General features: G+C 45.3%; 15 protein-coding genes. 10 read left to right on the top strand and 5 right to left on the bottom strand.

The window, feature by feature from the left end:
* The first annotated feature begins 39 nt into the window (after nucleotides 1-39).
* Nucleotides 40-915 carry an endonuclease/exonuclease/phosphatase family protein gene (locus tag MU515_RS14570; RefSeq protein ID WP_260261152.1) on the top strand — a complete coding sequence of 292 codons (876 nt, stop codon included), beginning with the start codon at nucleotides 40-42 and terminating at the stop codon, nucleotides 913-915.
* A gap of 19 nt (nucleotides 916-934) precedes the next feature.
* Here the strand turns inward: MU515_RS14570 and MU515_RS14565 are convergent, their stop codons facing one another.
* From MU515_RS14565 to gloB, 3 genes are all read right to left on the bottom strand, one after another.
* Entirely contained in the window at nucleotides 935-1,621 is a 687-nt protein-coding gene (locus MU515_RS14565) for a YIP1 family protein (protein WP_260261151.1), read from the bottom strand.
* The gene (locus tag MU515_RS14560; RefSeq protein ID WP_260261150.1) at nucleotides 1,618-3,189 is read right to left on the bottom strand and encodes a LysM peptidoglycan-binding domain-containing protein; all 1,572 of its coding nucleotides are present in this window, start codon (nucleotides 3,187-3,189) and stop codon (nucleotides 1,618-1,620) included. Before MU515_RS14560 ends, MU515_RS14565 begins: the two co-directional genes overlap by 4 nt.
* 70 nt (nucleotides 3,190-3,259) lie before the next feature.
* On the bottom strand, nucleotides 3,260-4,018 hold the full coding sequence (gloB, locus tag MU515_RS14555; protein WP_260261149.1) for a hydroxyacylglutathione hydrolase: 759 nt from the start codon (nucleotides 4,016-4,018) through the stop codon (nucleotides 3,260-3,262).
* Nucleotides 4,019-4,038: 20 nt separating this feature from the next.
* Here gloB and MU515_RS14550 point away from each other — a divergent pair, with 20 nt between their 5' ends.
* Nucleotides 4,039-4,773, top strand: coding sequence for a class I SAM-dependent methyltransferase (locus MU515_RS14550; protein WP_260261148.1), 735 nt, complete (start codon nucleotides 4,039-4,041; stop codon nucleotides 4,771-4,773).
* Nucleotides 4,774-4,779: 6 nt separating this feature from the next.
* Here the strand turns inward: MU515_RS14550 and rnhA are convergent, their stop codons facing one another.
* The gene (gene rnhA / locus MU515_RS14545) at nucleotides 4,780-5,244 is read right to left on the bottom strand and encodes a ribonuclease HI (protein WP_260261147.1); all 465 of its coding nucleotides are present in this window, start codon (nucleotides 5,242-5,244) and stop codon (nucleotides 4,780-4,782) included.
* A 56-nt stretch (nucleotides 5,245-5,300) separates the two neighbouring features.
* On the opposite strand from rnhA, the gene dnaQ reads away from it, so the two are divergent.
* The 5 genes from dnaQ (at nucleotide 5,301) to MU515_RS14520 (ending at nucleotide 10,671) form a co-directional block, all read left to right on the top strand.
* Nucleotides 5,301-6,041 (top strand): DNA polymerase III subunit epsilon, encoded by a 741-nt coding sequence (gene dnaQ, locus MU515_RS14540; RefSeq protein ID WP_260261146.1) that lies wholly within the window; start codon nucleotides 5,301-5,303, stop codon nucleotides 6,039-6,041.
* Nucleotides 6,042-6,049: 8 nt separating this feature from the next.
* Nucleotides 6,050-7,303 (top strand): TIGR03503 family protein, encoded by a 1,254-nt coding sequence (locus MU515_RS14535; protein ID WP_260261145.1) that lies wholly within the window; start codon nucleotides 6,050-6,052, stop codon nucleotides 7,301-7,303.
* A 250-nt stretch (nucleotides 7,304-7,553) separates the two neighbouring features.
* Nucleotides 7,554-9,092 carry a tetratricopeptide repeat protein gene (locus MU515_RS14530; RefSeq protein ID WP_260261144.1) on the top strand — a complete coding sequence of 513 codons (1,539 nt, stop codon included), beginning with the start codon at nucleotides 7,554-7,556 and terminating at the stop codon, nucleotides 9,090-9,092.
* A 151-nt stretch (nucleotides 9,093-9,243) separates the two neighbouring features.
* Nucleotides 9,244-10,134 (top strand): alanyl-tRNA editing protein, encoded by an 891-nt coding sequence (locus MU515_RS14525; protein ID WP_260261143.1) that lies wholly within the window; start codon nucleotides 9,244-9,246, stop codon nucleotides 10,132-10,134.
* A gap of 309 nt (nucleotides 10,135-10,443) precedes the next feature.
* Entirely contained in the window at nucleotides 10,444-10,671 is a 228-nt protein-coding gene (locus tag MU515_RS14520; RefSeq protein ID WP_260261142.1) for a zinc ribbon domain-containing protein, read from the top strand.
* Nucleotides 10,672-10,713: 42 nt separating this feature from the next.
* Here the strand turns inward: MU515_RS14520 and xseA are convergent, their stop codons facing one another.
* Nucleotides 10,714-12,069, bottom strand: coding sequence for an exodeoxyribonuclease VII large subunit (gene xseA, locus MU515_RS14515; protein ID WP_432816155.1), 1,356 nt, complete (start codon nucleotides 12,067-12,069; stop codon nucleotides 10,714-10,716).
* Nucleotides 12,070-12,302: 233 nt separating this feature from the next.
* Between xseA and guaB the strand changes: the two genes are divergently transcribed.
* The 3 genes from guaB (at nucleotide 12,303) to MU515_RS14500 (ending at nucleotide 17,197) form a co-directional block, all read left to right on the top strand.
* On the top strand, nucleotides 12,303-13,766 hold the full coding sequence (gene guaB / locus MU515_RS14510; RefSeq protein ID WP_260261140.1) for an IMP dehydrogenase: 1,464 nt from the start codon (nucleotides 12,303-12,305) through the stop codon (nucleotides 13,764-13,766).
* A gap of 116 nt (nucleotides 13,767-13,882) precedes the next feature.
* On the top strand, nucleotides 13,883-15,436 hold the full coding sequence (gene guaA / locus MU515_RS14505; RefSeq protein WP_260261139.1) for a glutamine-hydrolyzing GMP synthase: 1,554 nt from the start codon (nucleotides 13,883-13,885) through the stop codon (nucleotides 15,434-15,436).
* Nucleotides 15,437-15,676: 240 nt separating this feature from the next.
* A complete protein-coding gene (locus tag MU515_RS14500) occupies nucleotides 15,677-17,197 on the top strand; it encodes a Na+/H+ antiporter NhaC family protein (protein ID WP_260261138.1) in 1,521 nt (506 codons plus the stop codon).
* Nucleotides 17,198-17,320 lie beyond the last annotated feature (123 nt).

Below are 17,320 nucleotides of genomic sequence, written 5' to 3'. Positions count from 1 at the left end.
TTATTATGTTGGCTGTGGGTTATTTGGATTAGGGTATTAATGAACAAGAAACGTCTCGCTTTGTTACTTCCATTTGTCTTGGTGAGTACCACGATGATTGGCTACCACACTATTTTCAAATTACCAGAATCTCCTCAATTAACCACGGTATCGGGCCAATCTTCTGAGCTGGCCATTTCTACCCAGCAAGGACAACCAGAGCTTACCTGTTATGAAAGCCAGACAGCAGAACCTATCGATCTTGATGGCCAAATTAATCTGTTGGTTTGGAACATCTATAAGCAAAATCGCAGCAATTGGCCGCAAGTGAGCCAAGAGGTCACGCAAGACAAGCAGCTACTTTTATTTCAAGAAGCGAGCATGACAGAACCGCTGAAAGCTTGGATAAATCAAGAGAGTTGGAGTGGTAACTTAGTTGATGCATTTAAAGCATTTGATACTTCGGCTGGGGTGCTTAACCTCGCGCATCAATTACCGATGAAGGCCTGTGCTTATACAGAGCTGGAGCCTTGGCTGCGATTACCTAAATCGGCTTTATACGCGGAATACAGATTGTCTAACGGGCAATCTCTTGCGGTAGTTAACATCCATGCGGTGAACTTCACTTATGGAACCGAAGAGTATCATCGCCAGTTATCCACGCTGGCCAATGCACTAAAGCAACATCTAGGGCCAATGATTGTCGCGGGCGACTTTAATAGTTGGAGTGAGCAACGTATGGCCATAATGCGTGAAGTGTTACAAAGCGTTGGCGTGAAAGAGGCACATTATCAGCCGGATAATCGCACGCAGTTTGTTACAGGACTGCCGCTTGATCACCTGTTTTATCGTGGCTTGGTGCTAGAAACAGCAGAGGCATCCACAACGGATGCCTCTGATCATAACCCGATTGAAGCGCGCTTCTCTATTGAGTAATGCGCCTTAAGCTACCCTATTAGAAAATCGCTAAGTAGAGCGCCCAAATTAGGTAGTAAGCCAGCCAAGGAAGCGCTGAAATTGCTAAGGCTTGACCTCGCTCAAACTCAGTCCAAGTACCAACAGCCGCATAGCCAAGTGCAATGTACCAAGGCATCAATAGTGGCAGTGAGCTTGCGAAATGGAACCATTCACTGGTCATCGGCAGTTTAATCAGACCGTTTAGACTATTTAGGTCTGCTGCATAGCTCATGACTGCGCCGTGTTTAAGTAGCACACTGATGTAGCTTGCTAAGTCACCAATGACCGCTGGGAACATAATTGCGCTGCTTGCCGCAAACCATTTCCAATAGCCATGCTGATGTTGGCTAGGCTTAGTGGCGAGCATAAACCAGAATGCCAGCAGAACAATATTAGTAATACGTCCAATCACATCATTAATGATTTCAGAGGCCATTAATGTATCGGCATCTAATGCATTTACGTTACCGGCATTAAGTACTTCTAGCTGAGGCATTAAACCTGATTTTAGCCATTCGAAATCGACAATATCGAAATAAGCTCCCCAAAACAGAAACGGTGATAACAGCAAGAAGATAAACGGCTGCCATCCCCACATCCCACGTTGGTAGAGGGCTAAAAAGCACACGCTAGGCGAACGGAAAATATCGACTAGCATCATTAAAGGGTTGCTAGACGGGGTCATACGCTCACCTTAGTGACGTCAACATAAAGCTTAAGCTTTTGCCCAGGCTGCAGGTACTTTTTCTTCTGCAGATTGTTCCATTTCACCACGTCTTTTGATTTCACTTTAAATTTATTGGCGATACCGCTCACTGTGTCACCTGAGCGTACTTTGTAGAAAACAGTACGGATAATGGCGCCATCAGAGCCGTTCTTCCAGATAACGAGCTTTTGACCAACGCGAAGCGTGTCACGCGGGCCCATACCATTCCACTTAGCTAGCGATTGGTGAGACACTTTATGCTTTTTAGCAATGCCCCAAAGACTGTCGCCTTGTTGTACTGTGTGGGTCAGCTTGATTTGACCACGAGCTTTAGATTGCGTTTTGGCTAGGCGATTAGACGCACTCAGTGTGTAAGCTTTGTCATCTTTGGTCGATACCGGAATTAATAGATGTTGGCCAACACGAATGTTGTTGTTGCTCATCTGGTTCGCGGTACGAATAACCTTACTGGTGGTGTTGTACTTAGAGGCAAGCACGCTTACCGTATCACCAGATTTCACTTTGTAGCGAACGACCTTCATGCCTTTGCCACGGTTTTCTTCAAGCTTTTTGTTGAATTGCTCAACCGATTCGATTGGCAGAAGAAGTTTGTCTTTACCGCTTGGTGATGTGGCCCATTGGTTATAGGCAGGGTTTAAGCTTTGCAGCTCTTTTACCGAAATACCGGCATAGCTTGCTGCGATAGCAAGATCGAGCTGTTCTTTAGGCTCGACAATTTGTACTACAGGTTTGTTGGCAATCGGTGGGATAGAGATACCATACTTCTCTTGGTTTGCCACAATGTCAGCAAGGGCTAGAAGTTTTGGTACATAACCACTGGTCTCTTTTGGTAAATCTAACGAGAAGAAATCAATGGGTTTTCCTGCTTTGGTGTTTTTGCGGATCGCACTCGACACGCGGCCACCACCACTGTTGTACGCTGCAATAGCGTGGTTCCATTCGCCGTCAAATCGTTTGTTGAGACTGGTTAAAAATTCGAGGGCTGCATCCGTTGCTGCATCCACATCGCGACGACCGTCGTACCAGAAGTTTTGCTCTAGGCCATACATTTTTCCCGTCGATGGAATGAACTGCCACAGACCCGCTGCACTGCCATGAGAATATGCAAAAGCATCAAAGGAGCTCTCTACGACAGGTAGAAGCGCCAGTTCCAGTGGAAGGCCACGCTGCTCAATTTTCTCTGTAACAAGATACAAGAACGGTTCTGCACGCTGGGAAACCGTTTTGAGATGATTAGGGTGTTTTAAATACCAAGTACGGTAGTAGTCGACCGTTTTATGGTCTGGAATTGGCATTTCAAGCTGCATTGCAATGCGTTTCCACACATCTTGCTGCATCTGTGGAGTAACAACAACAGGTGCGGTCACCTCTGGCTCTACAGGTGTGGTTACCGGTGTCGCTGGAGTTACTGCAGTGGAAGATGTGTTATTCGAATTGGTTTCAGTGTCCGAATCTTGTGTAGTGTGCTGGGTAACCTGACAGCCTGACAGGAGTAATGCCAATACCCAGCTGTGTTTCAATCGCATTGTACAGCCCTTTTTTTCAACGGCTGCTGATAATACTTTCCTCGTTAGCGTAGTGACAAGCAAGAAAACGTTAAAATTCGTTCTTCCACTCACGTAATGCCGCAAAAATTGACACAGGATCGATTTGTGAAGTTCGATTGCTCACGGATTTTATGACACTAGGCTCATCGGTTCGCAAAAATGGGTTTATCCACTTTTCCTGTCTAAGCGTAGTCGGCAACGTTGGCTTGTTTTGTGCGCGAAGTCGATTCACCTCATCACGATATTTATGCAGCTGTTGATTGTCAGGCTCAACGGCTAATGCAAACGCAACATTGCTTGCGGTATATTCGTGAGCGCAGTAAATTTCTGTTTCAATCGGCAGCGCAGCGATTTTACTCAGTGATGTAAACATCTGCTCCATAGTGCCTTCAAACACTCGACCGCAGCCTGCTGCAAACAAAGTGTCGCCACAAAACAGTTTTCCATCCCCTACATAGCCAATATGGCCAAGGGTATGGCCTTCAAGACCGAGCACGAGAAATACTTCATCAAACAGATCTATTTGGTCTCCCGCTTCTACTGCGTGAGCAAGAGTCGGCACCGGCTCGTTTGCTGGGCCAACGACATCAATGTTGGGAAACTGCCTAACTAACTCAGGTACACCGCCAATATGGTCATTGTGGTGGTGGGTAATCAAAATAGCTTCTAAGGTCAGATCATGTTGCTCTAAATAGGCTAGAACAGGTGCAGCGTCGCCCGGATCAACCACAGCACAACGGCGATCGCTATTTTCAATCAGCCAGATGTAATTATCGTTAAATGCAGGTATGCTTTTTATATCTAACATGGTTGGATCTCCAGTAGGCTATGAAACCAGCGCGCAGTGAAAAACAGCTTGAGCAACCCCACTCTTGGTCACAACTTAAGAACGGCCAATGGGTGAGTGAGTCCATTCAAACACGACTTGATGAGTGGTGTCCAAGGTTGTTTGGCTATCACATGCTTAAGATGGGTGGCTTAAGCTGCGAGCTAACCAGTTGCAACTGTAATATTCAACATCAAGTCAATCTAGATATCCAGAACCCTTTGCACAATGTGATTGCAGATGGTTACGATTTACCCTTCCTTGAAAAAAGTTTTGATTCAGTGATTCTTTCTCATCAATTGGATTACTGTAATGATCCCCACCGAATGCTACGCGAAGTTGACCGAGTCATGATTGATGACGGTTATTTGATCATTACCGGGTTTAACCCAATTAGCTTTACAGGTTTGGCGAGTTTGATGCCGTGGCGCAGGAACAACTTGCCATGGAGTGGACGTATGTTTACCCCAAACCGCATTAAAGATTGGTTGGGAATTCTGAATTATCAGGTGGTGGAGTGTGACCAATATGGCCTGTTTCCCATGCAACGTTACAGAACCATGTGGACATGGCTGGAAAATGGTATTGGTGATTGGGCTTCGCCACTAGGCAGTTTGTATTTTATAGTTGCTCGTAAGCGAACTTATCCACTGAAGCCAATCAAACCGCATTGGAACTTTAAACGAAAATTGACGCCCTTAGGCGTCAATTACAAAGTGTCCGATAAGCATTCTTAATTTTGCTTAGCTTGGCTGATAACCCGTATCTTCATCGGTTGGGTTTTCTGCTGCTGTACGTGCCAGTTCATCACACATTTCGTTTTCACGGTGGCCCGCATGGCCTTTGACCCAGCGCCAATCAATGTCATGGCGCTCAGTTTCTGCGTCGAGCGCTTTCCATAAATCGGCGTTTTTCACTGGTTTTTTGTCGGCAGTTTTCCAACCACGTTTTTTCCAGTTATGAATCCATTGAGTGATACCTTGACGAACATATTGACTGTCAGTAGTCAAAATAACTTGGCATGGCTCTTTTAGCGCTTTGAGAGCAACGATAGTCGCGAGCATTTCCATGCGGTTGTTAGTGGTCAGCGTGTAGCCTTTGGCGAGAGTCTTCTCGGTCTGTTTGTATCGCATAACAATACCGTAGCCACCAGGGCCCGGATTGCCTAGACAAGAACCATCTGTGAAAATTTCCACTTGTTTCGTCATGTTTTGGTACTATTGGTGTTTGCACATAATTCCCATAGTCTGACACATAGTTTGCAATGAATACCAGTAACAATTCTAATCAGCATCGTATTGTGGTTCTCGATACAGAAACCACAGGTATGAACCAAGAGGGTGGCCCGCACTACCTTGGCCATCGCATCGTCGAAATCGGTGCGGTTGAGATCGTCAACCGTAAGCTGACTGGGCGTCATTTCCATGTCTATATTAAGCCCGATCGCGAAATTCAACCGGATGCGATAGAAGTTCACGGTATCACCGACGAGTTCTTGGTTGATAAACCAGAATATCGTGACGTGCATCGCGAGTTTTTAGAATTTATTCAAGGTGCTGAGTTAGTTGCCCATAATGCTCCCTTCGATGTGGGCTTTATGGATTATGAGTTTGAGAAGTTAGACCCCTCAATTGGCAAAACTGACGACTTCTGTAAAGTGACCGATACCCTTGCCATGGCGAAGAAAATCTTCCCGGGCAAGCGAAACAACCTTGATGTGTTGTGTGATCGATACGGTATTGATAACTCGCACCGTACTCTCCACGGGGCATTGCTCGATGCGGAGATCCTCGCTGACGTCTACTTATTAATGACGGGTGGACAAACATCATTGCAGTTCAATGCGGGTGAAAATAGCGAAGGAGTGGGAGGAGAGTCAATAAAACGAGTATCCAGCCAACGAAAAGCGCTAAAGGTTTTACGTGCAAGCGCCGATGAAATAGAAGCGCACAATAGCCGTTTAGATATCGTCGAGAAAAGCGGAAGCTGCCTCTGGCGTCAATAGGAGACAAGATGTTGAGGATTTGGTTTGCCCTGATAGGGCTTTTAGTCAGTTCACTGGGTTATGCAGCCCAGAGTTCCTCAATGTCTCTGCTCGACAATCGCTTTCGTGTCGATCCTAGCATTCAACAAATTACCTTTGTAATTTATCGTTCAGAAGCTTCTAAGCCAGTAGTCTTGGTTCGTCCTGATGGTAAAAAATATTACGCTCACCGTAGCCCAGATAATGTGCGTTGGTATCAAGAGTCGGCGATGGATATCGTTTCGATTGATAAGCCGATGGCAGGGCCGTGGCAGGCGATTGGCAAGGTGACGCCAAAAAATAAGATCAAACTGATTTCCCATCTTAAGCTAACGGCTGATCAATTACCGAATCGACTATTTCTTGGTGAAGACATTAAGTTTACCGCGCGCTTAACCTCAAATGATGAACCTTTAGTTCTGCGCGATTTTTTAGACAGAGTTAAGCTTAAAGTTACTTTTACCAAATATGTTGAGAACGAAGAAACTTTAATCAAAGAAGCGCGCCCAGTACCGATTGAAATTGGTGAGTTCGCCGACGACGGCTTAGGGCTGGATGAAAAAGCGGGCGATGGCGTATTTACTGTCTCTTTGCCGATCACCTCTCAGCCGGGTAAGTATCGAGTCCGAATTACTTCGGGCAACGGCGTATTTTTAAGAGCGCAAGAACAAGAAGTGTTGGTTTACCCAACGCCTGTACAAACGTCGTTTATTCAATCTCGCGATGAAGGCAAACCTCATGAAGTGATTTTCTCCGGTGAGCAGGGGATGATTGCACCTGGTTCTATTGCCGCTCATATTGAACATACTGATGCCAGCAATGTTACGGTTAGTGTTGAAGGTGCGGCGGCTTCTGAAGAAGATCAAAAAGTGACGTTGACCATCCCATACAGTGGTGAACTGGGTAACTACTCTTGGACGGGTAAAGTTTTTGCCACTGAAATGGGGTCTAACCGTGAACTCATCTTCCCGCTGACAGAACATACTTACAGCGTAGTAGACGATATTGATCTGGAAGAAACCAGACGCTTGCAAGAGCAAGAACGTTTGAAACAGCTCAAGCGATTGGAAGAGATCCGCATCAAGCAAGAGCGTGAAGCCAAACGTAAGCGTAGCATGATGATTATTGCTATAGGCAATGTGTCAGCCATTGTTATCGGTTTATTGATTTGGTTTGTGGTGCGTAAAGTGAAAGCCAAGCGTGCAGCCATCCCTGAAATGCAATTAGAGATGCCAAAGAAATAGTACATCGACCATGATTTAGCAGAGAGCCATTTAGTTTTACTAAGTGGCTTTTTTATTGTCTAGAGAGTCAAATTATGGCGTGCAAGTATCGTTTACGGATTGTTTTTATTGAGTTTTATAAATAAAAGTCAGACACTTGCGCCCAATGAGTTTCTATTCATTACATCGTCAGTTGGTTGTCTCAAATAGAGTTTAGGCGTTTCAATCAACAATTTCCCCATGCCATTATTTAGTTGAATTAGAGAGAGCTATGGAATCTACAGGCCTATTTTTTGTGGTACTCGGTATCGTTGTCGTCACCGTGTTCATCGTTGTCAGCATTAAATCAAGAACACCAATGAAAACCGCGGTCAATTTGATTAACCAAGGTAAAGGTGAAGAAGCGCTGGCGATATTGGAACAACAGGTTGAAGAAGGGAACTTTGAGGCCGCTGTGATGTTGGCTGAATTGTGTCAGGTGGTGAATAAAGATCAGCAATCGGATGAAAAACTCACCCCTGCTTATTGGTACAGTCGTGCTGCCGATCTTAATGAAGATTTCCGCAGCGGCTATATCTTATTGCTCCAAGATGGCCGCCTACCCAATGGAGAAGTTTGGGAAGGGGCAGACGATAAACTGCTGCAAATCCTAAGCTTAGATGCGCAAAAGGGCAATATTGATGCGCAACTTAACCTAGCTAACTTTTATAGCCTACGCCCTAGCATTGAAAACCATAAAGAGAAGCAGTTTCAATGGCTATCGATTGCAGTAGAGAGTAATGAGCCTAAAGCACTGTCTGAATATGCAGATTATTATTATGACCAACTTGATTGGGAAAGTGATGACAAGCAGTCAGAACTAGCGGTTAAGGCTCGCCAAGCGTTTAAAAAAGCGATGTTAGGTGGTGACAGTTCAGCTAAAGAGCGCTACGCAAAAATGGCGCTATTTGGTCTCGGTGGTGAGCAAGATATCCTGCAGGCTGAGCAGTTACTGATTGAAATAGCGCGCGAAGAAGATGATCAGTTTACTTATGCTGAACTCGCAGAACGTTACCTAACCGGTGAAGAGCTGACGCAAGATATCGACAAAGCTCATTATTGGTTTACTAAAGCGGGTGAAGCGGAAGACATTAACGAGTATATCGCGATAAAAGTGGCTGAGTTCTCAATTGAGCATCCACAAAACGATGCCGATTTGTTAGAGGCAAAACAAACGCTAGAGACATACTCTAAACAGTGGCAAACCCAAGCTTTGACGGCATTAGGCAAAATGCACGAACGTGGGCTAGGCGTTGAAGTTAATCTACAAAAAGCGGCCATGCATTATCAATTAGCGGCAATGACCAAAGACCCTGACGTCATCAGCCATTATCAACGAGTAATCGAGCAATTACGCGGTGATGAGAAAAAAGAAGTCGAGATAATGGTAACGCGATTTAAGTCTTCTCATCCTATTACCCAAGAGCAGCAATCTGAAATCGAGTACCAATACGGTCACAACCTGCTCACGAGCGATACTGCGTCAGATAAAGAGAAAGCGAATGCCTTTACTGTCATGCGCCGTTCAGCGCTAAATGGGCACTATATTGCGATTCATGAGATGCCTCATCACGCTAAAAGGCTAGGGCACGATCTTGAATCTTTAGTTTGGGATCTGATTGTGGCGAAAACCATTAACTCTACCTTTGGCCACGGCAAAGCGGATGAATACCGTGTCGAGCAAGCCTTAGAAAAATTGAGCGAAAAAGATCGCCAATGGTTTGATGAACAAGTGGCGGATCTGCTGCCTAAAATCGACGCTTTGGTGTAAATTCTGTCGATCGTAAATGCGATCCCAATAAAAAAACCAGTATACTGTAAGCGCCTATTTGATAGGCGCTTTTTTGTTTCGACCGTTATAAGCACGTCTTAAGTTCGCTGCTTAGGTTGGTCTGTCGCTCACTTGATAAAGAGCTATTTCTATGTCGCAAATCACTCCTACTATTACTCAGTTTTGTCATCAAACATGGCAACTTACCTCATCACTTTTGCTCGCTCAGCAAGACAAAAAGCATCTGTATATAGTGACAGAGCAAACTCCCTTTCATCCTGTCAGCCACATTTGGCCAGATCATCCGGCAGATAAAGGAAGCCTAACCATCAATGGGCAAAGTTATGATGTGACTGACTGCCGAGTTGGCGCGGTAGAACTTGCTAGTGGAAAGTTATACGTGGACAAAGATATTCCCGTAAAACGAGATACCGAAGGTTGGGTGTTTGTTGTCGCGCACGCAATTGATGCTGATGTAGCGAGCTTCGAGCTGGGCTGTAAGGTTGAACTTACGGTCGATAAAGCACATCAACAAGCGTTGAGCCGTGGTCATAGCGCAGGGCACTTGGCTTTCTTAGCGTTAAACAAAGTATTAGCGACAGAGGGATATTGGCGTAAAGATGCTGATCGTAAAGACCCTCATGGCCATTACGACTTTAACAGTTATGCCCAAGAGACCAGCTTCGTTACCGAAGATAAGTGCTTAGATACTTACCGATTAGGTAAAACACTCCGTAAACGTGGCTTAAACAGCGCAGAAATGCTGAATGACTTAGCCAAGATTGAACAGCTGGTGAATCAACAACTTGCTTCTTGGCTAGAGCTTTCAAGTGTCGTTGAAATGAAATGTCATGGCCCGTATTTAACGGATTCACGCTACTGGCACTGTGACCTAAAAGAAGGTGTAGAGGCCGTCATTCCTTGCGGTGGGAGCCATATATCCTCATTAAAAGAGCTACCCGTATTGAAAGTTAACTTGCGCCAGTTGGACGCACAGAACATTGAAATGCAGACCGATGTAATTGGATTTGTGGCAGGTTAGCGATCTTTTTACTAAATTCTAAAATATTGCATTTTTAAATCATTATTAGAGTTTAATTCTTTTAAAAATCCAAATGCAGCACATGTAACTTATGCTTTCGGTGTGTGGTGATATAAATATTCTTTTAGAGGCAGATCGCTGATCAAAGTGGATTTAGCAGATGATCTTATAAAGATCATGGTTGTCCAAAAAGTGCTCATGGTCAACGAATGCCGAGAAGATATGTGAAGTGACTAAGATCAATAGACATCTGCTGAAAACACGCAACAATGATGCGAGTAGCAGATTTGAATATAGAAAAGGCAAAGTATGAATCAGAATCAATGCCCAACATGTGACAGTGAGCTGGACTGGCAAGGCCACTATCAATGCACTCAATGTGATGTGAGTTTTAAGAAAGTAGGATTTTGTCCTGATTGTGAGGCAGAGTTAGAGAAGCTTCAGGCTTGTGGCGCAGCAAACTACTTCTGTAATAGCTGTAATGAACTCAAATCAAAATCACGTGTTCGCTTTGAGTTTCACAAGTTAGATTCTTAATGGATTTTCTAGATAGTGGACAAATAGTGAAGGAGTTGGCGGCTAATTAACCGTAGAACGAACTTCGCCTTCGGCTAAACGGGTGACCAGTGTGTCGCCCGTTTTTACATCACTCGCAGCTTGAATGACTTGGCCATCTTGGTTCTGAGTGATCGAGTAACCACGTTTTAGAGTTGCAAGTGGGCTTACTGTATCAAGCTTTTCTGCCGCTAAAGCCAATTGATGGCCAGTTTGCAGCAGTTTTCTATCCATTGCATCCAGCAGTTTCTGCTCAGCTCGTGCTAGCTGAGTTTGCTGGGCGCTTAAGCGCTTAGCTGGGGAGTTAAGTTGCAGGCGATGTAGTTGACGTTCCACTTTCTGCTGGTGGCGGCTTATTAGCATCGCCATCGCACGTTTTAAGCGGCCATCTAAATCATCTAACTGTTGGCTTTGGCGCTCTAGTTGCTGTTTAGGATGCTGGCGCTCTAAGCGATGCTGCAACTGAGTTAGCTGCTGCTTTTGCTCGGTAAAGTAATGTTTTACTGCGCTGGCGAGTTTTTGCTGCCGAGTCGATAGACCTTGCGCTTTATGGCTATTATCTCTGCTCACCAATTCGGCGGCAGCAGATGGGGTCGGCGCACGCATATCAGCAACGAAGTCAGCAATAGTGACATCAATTTCGTGGCCAACGGCACTGATAATCGGGATCTGGCTAGCGGCAATTGTGCGCGCTACGATCTCGTTGTTAAAGCACCAAAGATCTTCCAGTGAACCACCACCACGGCCGACAATCAGTACATCACACTCGTTACGGCTATTTGCGCGGCCAATCGCTTGAGCGATTTGAATAGCTGCTTCTTCACCCTGTACCATAGTTGGATACACCACCACAGGTAGGGAAGGGTCTCGGCGTTTAAGCACATCAAGAATATCAAACAGAGCTGCGCCCGTTTTGGAGGTAATTACACCCACACACTTTGGGTGCTCAGGTAAAGGCTGCTTGTTGGTTTGGGCAAACAAGCCTTCGCCAGCTAACTTCATTTTTAGCTCATCGAATTGCTGTTGAAGTCGGCCATCACCTTCTGGCTGCATGCTTTCGATAATTAGTTGGTAATCACCACGCGGCTCATACAGAGAAAGGCGAGCTTTAACTAATACTTGATTGCCGTTTTGTGGCTTAAAGGTAACGCGACGATTATTACCACGGAACATGGCGCATTTTACTTGGGCGCGAGAGTCTTTAAGGGTGAGATACCAGTGACCGGAAACCGGCGCAGAGAAGTTGGAGATTTCGCCAATCAGCCACACAATGCCCATTTCGTTTTCTAACAGAAGACGTACTTCGGCATTGAGACGAGAGACCGTGAAGATGTTCGTGTTGCTATTACTACTGGTGTGGGAATAGGTCAGAGATGACACAGCTAATCTCGAAGGCGTGAGTATGGAAATTAGCGGCAATATAATACATAGCAAGGGGGTAAATGCAAGAAAAAAATTAAAAAAATTGGTGGTCAAGCGATTACGTTGAACGTATAATCCCTCCGCAATATCTAATCCAAATGTAACTGATTTCCTAACTTTGGTTACCCTCATTATGCGAAACGATGAGATTGGATTGTTCTTTTTACTCCTCTAATTGTGAGATATTGCAAATGCTAAGAATTGCCAAAGAAGCGCTGACATTCGACGACGTATTACTTGTGCCAGCACACTCCACCGTTCTCCCAAACACAGCTGACCTTCGCACTCAGCTAACCAAGAACATCGCCCTAAACATCCCTATGATCTCGGCGTCTATGGACACCGTGACTGAAGCTCGTCTAGCGATTGCGCTAGCCCAAGAGGGGGGCATTGGCTTTATCCACAAGAACATGTCTATTGAGCAGCAAGCAGAGATGGTTCACCAAGTGAAGATCTTTGAAGCTGGTGTTGTGACAAATCCGGTAACGGTTCACCCTGATGCAACGATTGCAGATGTGGTTGAGCTAACTAAAAAGCACGGTTTTGCGGGTTTCCCTGTTGTGACTGAAAGCAATGAGCTAGTCGGTATCATCACTGGCCGTGACGTTCGCTTCGTGACAGACCTAAGCAAAAAAGTAAACGTAGTAATGACGCCGAAAGAGCGCCTAGCTTCTGTTAAAGAAGGTGCATCTCGTGAAGAAGTTCAAGAGAAAATGCACAGCGCACGTGTTGAGAAAGTTCTAGTAGTAAACGACGACTTCCAACTGACTGGTATGATCACTGCGAAAGACTTCCACAAAGCAGAACGTAAACCAAACGCATGTAAAGATGCGCAAGGTCGTCTACGTGTTGGTGCTGCGGTAGGTGCAGGTGCCGGTAACGAAGAGCGTGTTAAAGCGCTAGTTGAAGCGGGCGTTGACGTTCTACTTATCGACTCTTCACACGGTCACTCAGAAGGTGTTCTAAACCGTATCCGTGAAACTCGTGAAGCGTACCCAGATCTAGACATCATCGGTGGTAACGTGGCAACAGGTGCAGGCGCTAAAGCTCTTATCGAAGCTGGCGTAAGCGCAGTGAAAGTAGGTATTGGTCCTGGTTCAATCTGTACAACACGTATCGTCACTGGTGTTGGTGTTCCTCAAGTAACGGCAATCGCAGATGCTGCTGAAGTAGCGAATGAATACGGCATTCCAGTTATTGCTGATGGCGGTATCCGCTTCTCTGGCGATATCTGTAAAGCAATCGTTGCTGGCGCATCATGTGTAATGGTTGGTTCAATGTTCGCTGGTACTGAAGAAGCGCCAGGCGAAGTGATTCTATACAACGGCCGTTCATACAAAGCATACCGTGGCATGGGCTCTCTAGGCGCAATGTCTCAAGGTTCTTCTGACCGTTACTTCCAATCAGACAACGCAGCGGACAAGCTAGTACCAGAAGGTATCGAAGGTCGTATCGCGTACAAAGGTCGTCTAAAAGAGATCGTTCACCAACAAATGGGTGGTTTACGTTCAAGCATGGGTCTAACTGGCTCAGCGACGGTAGAAGACATGCGTACTAAAGCAGAGTTCGTTCGTATCTCTGGTGCAGGTATGAAAGAGTCTCACGTACACGACGTTCAGATCACTAAAGAAGCACCAAACTACCGTCTAGGCTAATCGCAACGCGATTAGTATTAATCTGACGTAAACGTTTGCTTTTTTCTTGAAGCATTTCTGTGGGGCGGGTAAACTCGCCCCCGATCATATTTCTTAGCTTATAAAGACGGCTCAAAATGACTAAAAATATCCATGACCAACGTATTCTGATCTTGGACTTCGGTTCTCAGTACACTCAACTTGTTGCACGCCGTATTCGTGAAATCGGTGTTTACTGTGAACTATGGAGCTGGGATGTAGAAGAAGCGGATATTCGTGAATTCAATCCAGATGGCATCATCCTATCTGGCGGCCCTGAAAGCGTAACGGAAGAGAACTCTCCTCGTGCTCCTCAATACGTATTTGATTCAGGTGTACCTGTATTTGGTATCTGTTACGGCATGCAGACGATGGCTGAACAACTTGGCGGTAAAGTAGCAACCTCTACTGAGCGTGAGTTTGGCTATGCAGCAGTACAAATCTCTGGTGAATCAGCACTTTTCGCAGGCCTAGAAGCATCACAAGATGTTTGGATGAGCCACGGTGACAAGGTTGTAGAGATTCCAGCTAACTTCGTTAAAACAGGTGAAACAGACACTTGTCCATTTGCAGCAATGGCGAACGAAGAGAAGAAATACTACGGTGTTCAGTTCCACCCAGAAGTAACGCACACTAAGAACGGCCTAAAGATGCTTGAGAACTTCGTTCTTAACGTTTGTGGCTGTGAAGGTCTATGGACTTCAGCATCTATCATTGAAGATGCGGTTGCTCGTATTAAAGAGCAAGTAGGCGACGACGAGGTTATTCTTGGCCTATCTGGTGGTGTTGACTCATCAGTAGTCGCGATGCTTGCGCACCGTGCGATCGGTGACAAACTAACATGTGTATTCGTTGATAACGGCCTGCTACGTCTAAACGAAGCTGAGCAGGTTATGGATATGTTCGGCAACAAGTTTGGCCTAAACATCATCCACGTTAACGCTGAAGACCGTTTCCTAGAAGCGCTAAAAGGCGAGAATGATCCTGAGGCTAAGCGTAAGATCATCGGTCACGTATTCGTCGATATTTTCGATGAAGAGTCTAAGAAGCTTAAGAATGCGAAATGGCTAGCGCAGGGTACTATCTACCCAGATGTTATTGAGTCAGCAGCATCTAAGACGGGTAAAGCACACGTCATCAAATCTCACCACAACGTTGGTGGTCTTCCTGATGATATGGAAATGGGTCTTGTTGAGCCGCTACGCGAGCTATTCAAAGATGAAGTTCGTAAGATTGGTCTAGAGCTTGGTCTTCCTTACAACATGCTTTACCGTCACCCATTCCCAGGGCCTGGTCTAGGTGTTCGTGTTCTTGGTGAAATCAAGAAAGAGTACTGTGATCTACTACGTCGTGCTGATGCTATCTTCATTGAAGAGCTACATGCAGCAGACCTTTACCACAAAGTATCTCAGGCATTCACGGTATTCCTACCAGTACGCTCTGTTGGCGTAATGGGCGATGGCCGTAAGTACGATTGGGTTGTATCGCTACGTGCGGTAGAAACTATCGACTTTATGACTGCTCACTGGGCGCATCTACCATACGACTTCCTAGGTAAGGTTTCTAACCGTATTATCAATGAAGTAGATGGCATATCTCGCGTGGTTTACGATATTTCAGGTAAGCCACCAGCAACAATTGAATGGGAATAATATTCCCTTCATATTTGAAGTAGCAACGTTGTCGCCTAGTTGCAACTCCAACTATTTTGGGAATTAGTTGGAGTATTATACGTAAAGCTTAAAATAGTATAACCAGCCTTCGGGCTGGTTTTTTTGTGTCCAATGTCCACGAGATACTGATCTAAACTTTTTTATTAGAATGCATATACAACACGATATTTTGCATGTATATTCATTTTTGTTGTTTAAATATTTTAATTGGTGTTTGCTATGGAACAGGCTGAATTTACCTCTCTTATTCCCATTTTAATAACTTTAGCCTTAGCTCTGACGACTCGAAATGTAGTCGTGGGTTTGTTTGCTGGTGTGGTCAGTGGTGTGGCCATGCTAGAAGGCACTTTTGTTGAATCTGGCCCATTAGATTCATTTGGTGCTCTGATGAAAGGTTACTTATTACCTCAATTGACAGATAGCTATAACGCGGGGGTTATTCTGCTATTAGTCTTCATTGGCGGCTTTGTGGCGCTAATGGAAAAATCAGGTGGTGGTGTCGCGTTTGCTGAGCGCGTTACTAAGCTGGTTGCAAGTAAGTGTCAGGCTCAAATCTCAGCTTGGTTTGGTGGTATTGTTATATTTTTCTCCGACTTAGGTACTCCGCTGATCGTAGGTCCTGTGTTTAGGCCGTTGTTTGATAAGCTGAAAATCTCTCGTCAGAAACTTGCGTTTATTATCGACTCTACCTCGTCACCGGTGGCTATTTTGATACCTTTCATCGGTTGGGGGGTATACATCATGGGATTAATCCAAAAGGAGTTCTCTCAGCTTGATGTTGGCATGAGTGATTGGGATGCTTTTATTGGTGCGATTCCTTATCAGTTTTACGCATTTCTAGCGATCGCAATTGTGCCAATCATCTCTATTTTTAAGTGTGATTTTGGTCCGATGGCAAAGGCTGAGCAAGAAGCTAAGCAGGGGGTTATTAGCCAACCAATTGGCACTGAACAGCATCAGGCGTTCTCGCATAAAAATGCGAAAGCATCCTTTGTTTGGGCTCCGCTGCTAGTGATGTTAATTGTTCTGTGTTCAATGCTTGTACCGCTGGGCTTCCCGTTCCAAAAGGTTGCAGGTTCAACGTTCCGTGCTGCGCTCTCTACGGCATATTTATTTGCGGCCTTTACTTTGATTAGCTTAATGGCGTTCTACGGGGTAAGGAAAATCGCCGATAGCATTCAAGTTTACTTAAAAGGTATGTCGGGAATGATGTCTGTAGCGGTCATTCTCGTTCTAGCATGGGCGCTGAGCTCGGTTGGCAAGGAGTTAGGAGCAGCGGCTTATATTGCAGAGCAAGCGCAAGCTGGATTCCCTAGTTGGTTATTACCAGCGATGGCATTTTTGTTGGCCGGGATCATTTCATTCGCAACGGGCTCATCATGGGGAACCTTTGCCATCATGATGCCGCTGGTGATTCCAACTGGCGTGGCGATTGATGCGCCATTATTGGTGTGCATTGGTGCGGTACTGTCTGGCGGTCTGTTTGGTGACCATTGTTCACCAATTTCAGAAACGACCATTTTGTCATCGACCGGCGCCGCTTGTGAGCAGTACGAGCACTTTAGAACGCAGCTTCCTTATGCGTTAGTAAATGGTGCAATAGCGTTGATCAGTTTTGTTGTGGCAGGCTTGTCTGAATCCCCTTTGACACTGCTTGCGGCACTGACGGTTCAGATAAGTTTTTACCTACTGATGACCAAAACTCAAGTAGGGCAAAAGCTGTATAAAGCCAACGTATAAATACGCAATTTAGTGCCCTTATCTGTAACGCGTAGCCTAAAGATCGGCTACGCGTTTTTGTTCATACGGTAAGCCATTCAGTTTTGGGAGCGCAATCAATATGTCATCTTAATTGTGCTGTCT

The sequence above is a fragment of the Vibrio intestinalis genome, from assembly GCF_025195085.2.
Classification (GTDB): domain Bacteria; phylum Pseudomonadota; class Gammaproteobacteria; order Enterobacterales; family Vibrionaceae; genus Vibrio; species Vibrio intestinalis.
The sequence above is the reverse complement of the archived record's forward strand: the minus strand, read 5'-3'. Positions and strand labels throughout refer to the sequence as shown.

What these genes read in the sequence shown, in the direction of transcription:
- MU515_RS14570 (WP_260261152.1), top strand. Translation starts at nt 40, where the DNA reads ATGAACAAGAAACGTCTCGCTTTGTTACTTCCATTTGTCTTGGTGAGT.
- MU515_RS14565 (WP_260261151.1), bottom strand. Translation starts at nt 1,621, where the DNA reads ATGACCCCGTCTAGCAACCCTTTAATGATGCTAGTCGATATTTTCCGT.
- MU515_RS14560 (WP_260261150.1), bottom strand. Translation starts at nt 3,189, where the DNA reads ATGCGATTGAAACACAGCTGGGTATTGGCATTACTCCTGTCAGGCTGT.
- gloB (WP_260261149.1), bottom strand. Translation starts at nt 4,018, where the DNA reads ATGTTAGATATAAAAAGCATACCTGCATTTAACGATAATTACATCTGG.
- MU515_RS14550 (WP_260261148.1), top strand. Translation starts at nt 4,039, where the DNA reads ATGAAACCAGCGCGCAGTGAAAAACAGCTTGAGCAACCCCACTCTTGG.
- rnhA (WP_260261147.1), bottom strand. Translation starts at nt 5,244, where the DNA reads ATGACGAAACAAGTGGAAATTTTCACAGATGGTTCTTGTCTAGGCAAT.
- dnaQ (WP_260261146.1), top strand. Translation starts at nt 5,301, where the DNA reads ATGAATACCAGTAACAATTCTAATCAGCATCGTATTGTGGTTCTCGAT.
- MU515_RS14535 (WP_260261145.1), top strand. Translation starts at nt 6,050, where the DNA reads ATGTTGAGGATTTGGTTTGCCCTGATAGGGCTTTTAGTCAGTTCACTG.
- MU515_RS14530 (WP_260261144.1), top strand. Translation starts at nt 7,554, where the DNA reads ATGGAATCTACAGGCCTATTTTTTGTGGTACTCGGTATCGTTGTCGTC.
- MU515_RS14525 (WP_260261143.1), top strand. Translation starts at nt 9,244, where the DNA reads ATGTCGCAAATCACTCCTACTATTACTCAGTTTTGTCATCAAACATGG.
- MU515_RS14520 (WP_260261142.1), top strand. Translation starts at nt 10,444, where the DNA reads ATGAATCAGAATCAATGCCCAACATGTGACAGTGAGCTGGACTGGCAA.
- guaB (WP_260261140.1), top strand. Translation starts at nt 12,303, where the DNA reads ATGCTAAGAATTGCCAAAGAAGCGCTGACATTCGACGACGTATTACTT.
- guaA (WP_260261139.1), top strand. Translation starts at nt 13,883, where the DNA reads ATGACTAAAAATATCCATGACCAACGTATTCTGATCTTGGACTTCGGT.
- MU515_RS14500 (WP_260261138.1), top strand. Translation starts at nt 15,677, where the DNA reads ATGGAACAGGCTGAATTTACCTCTCTTATTCCCATTTTAATAACTTTA.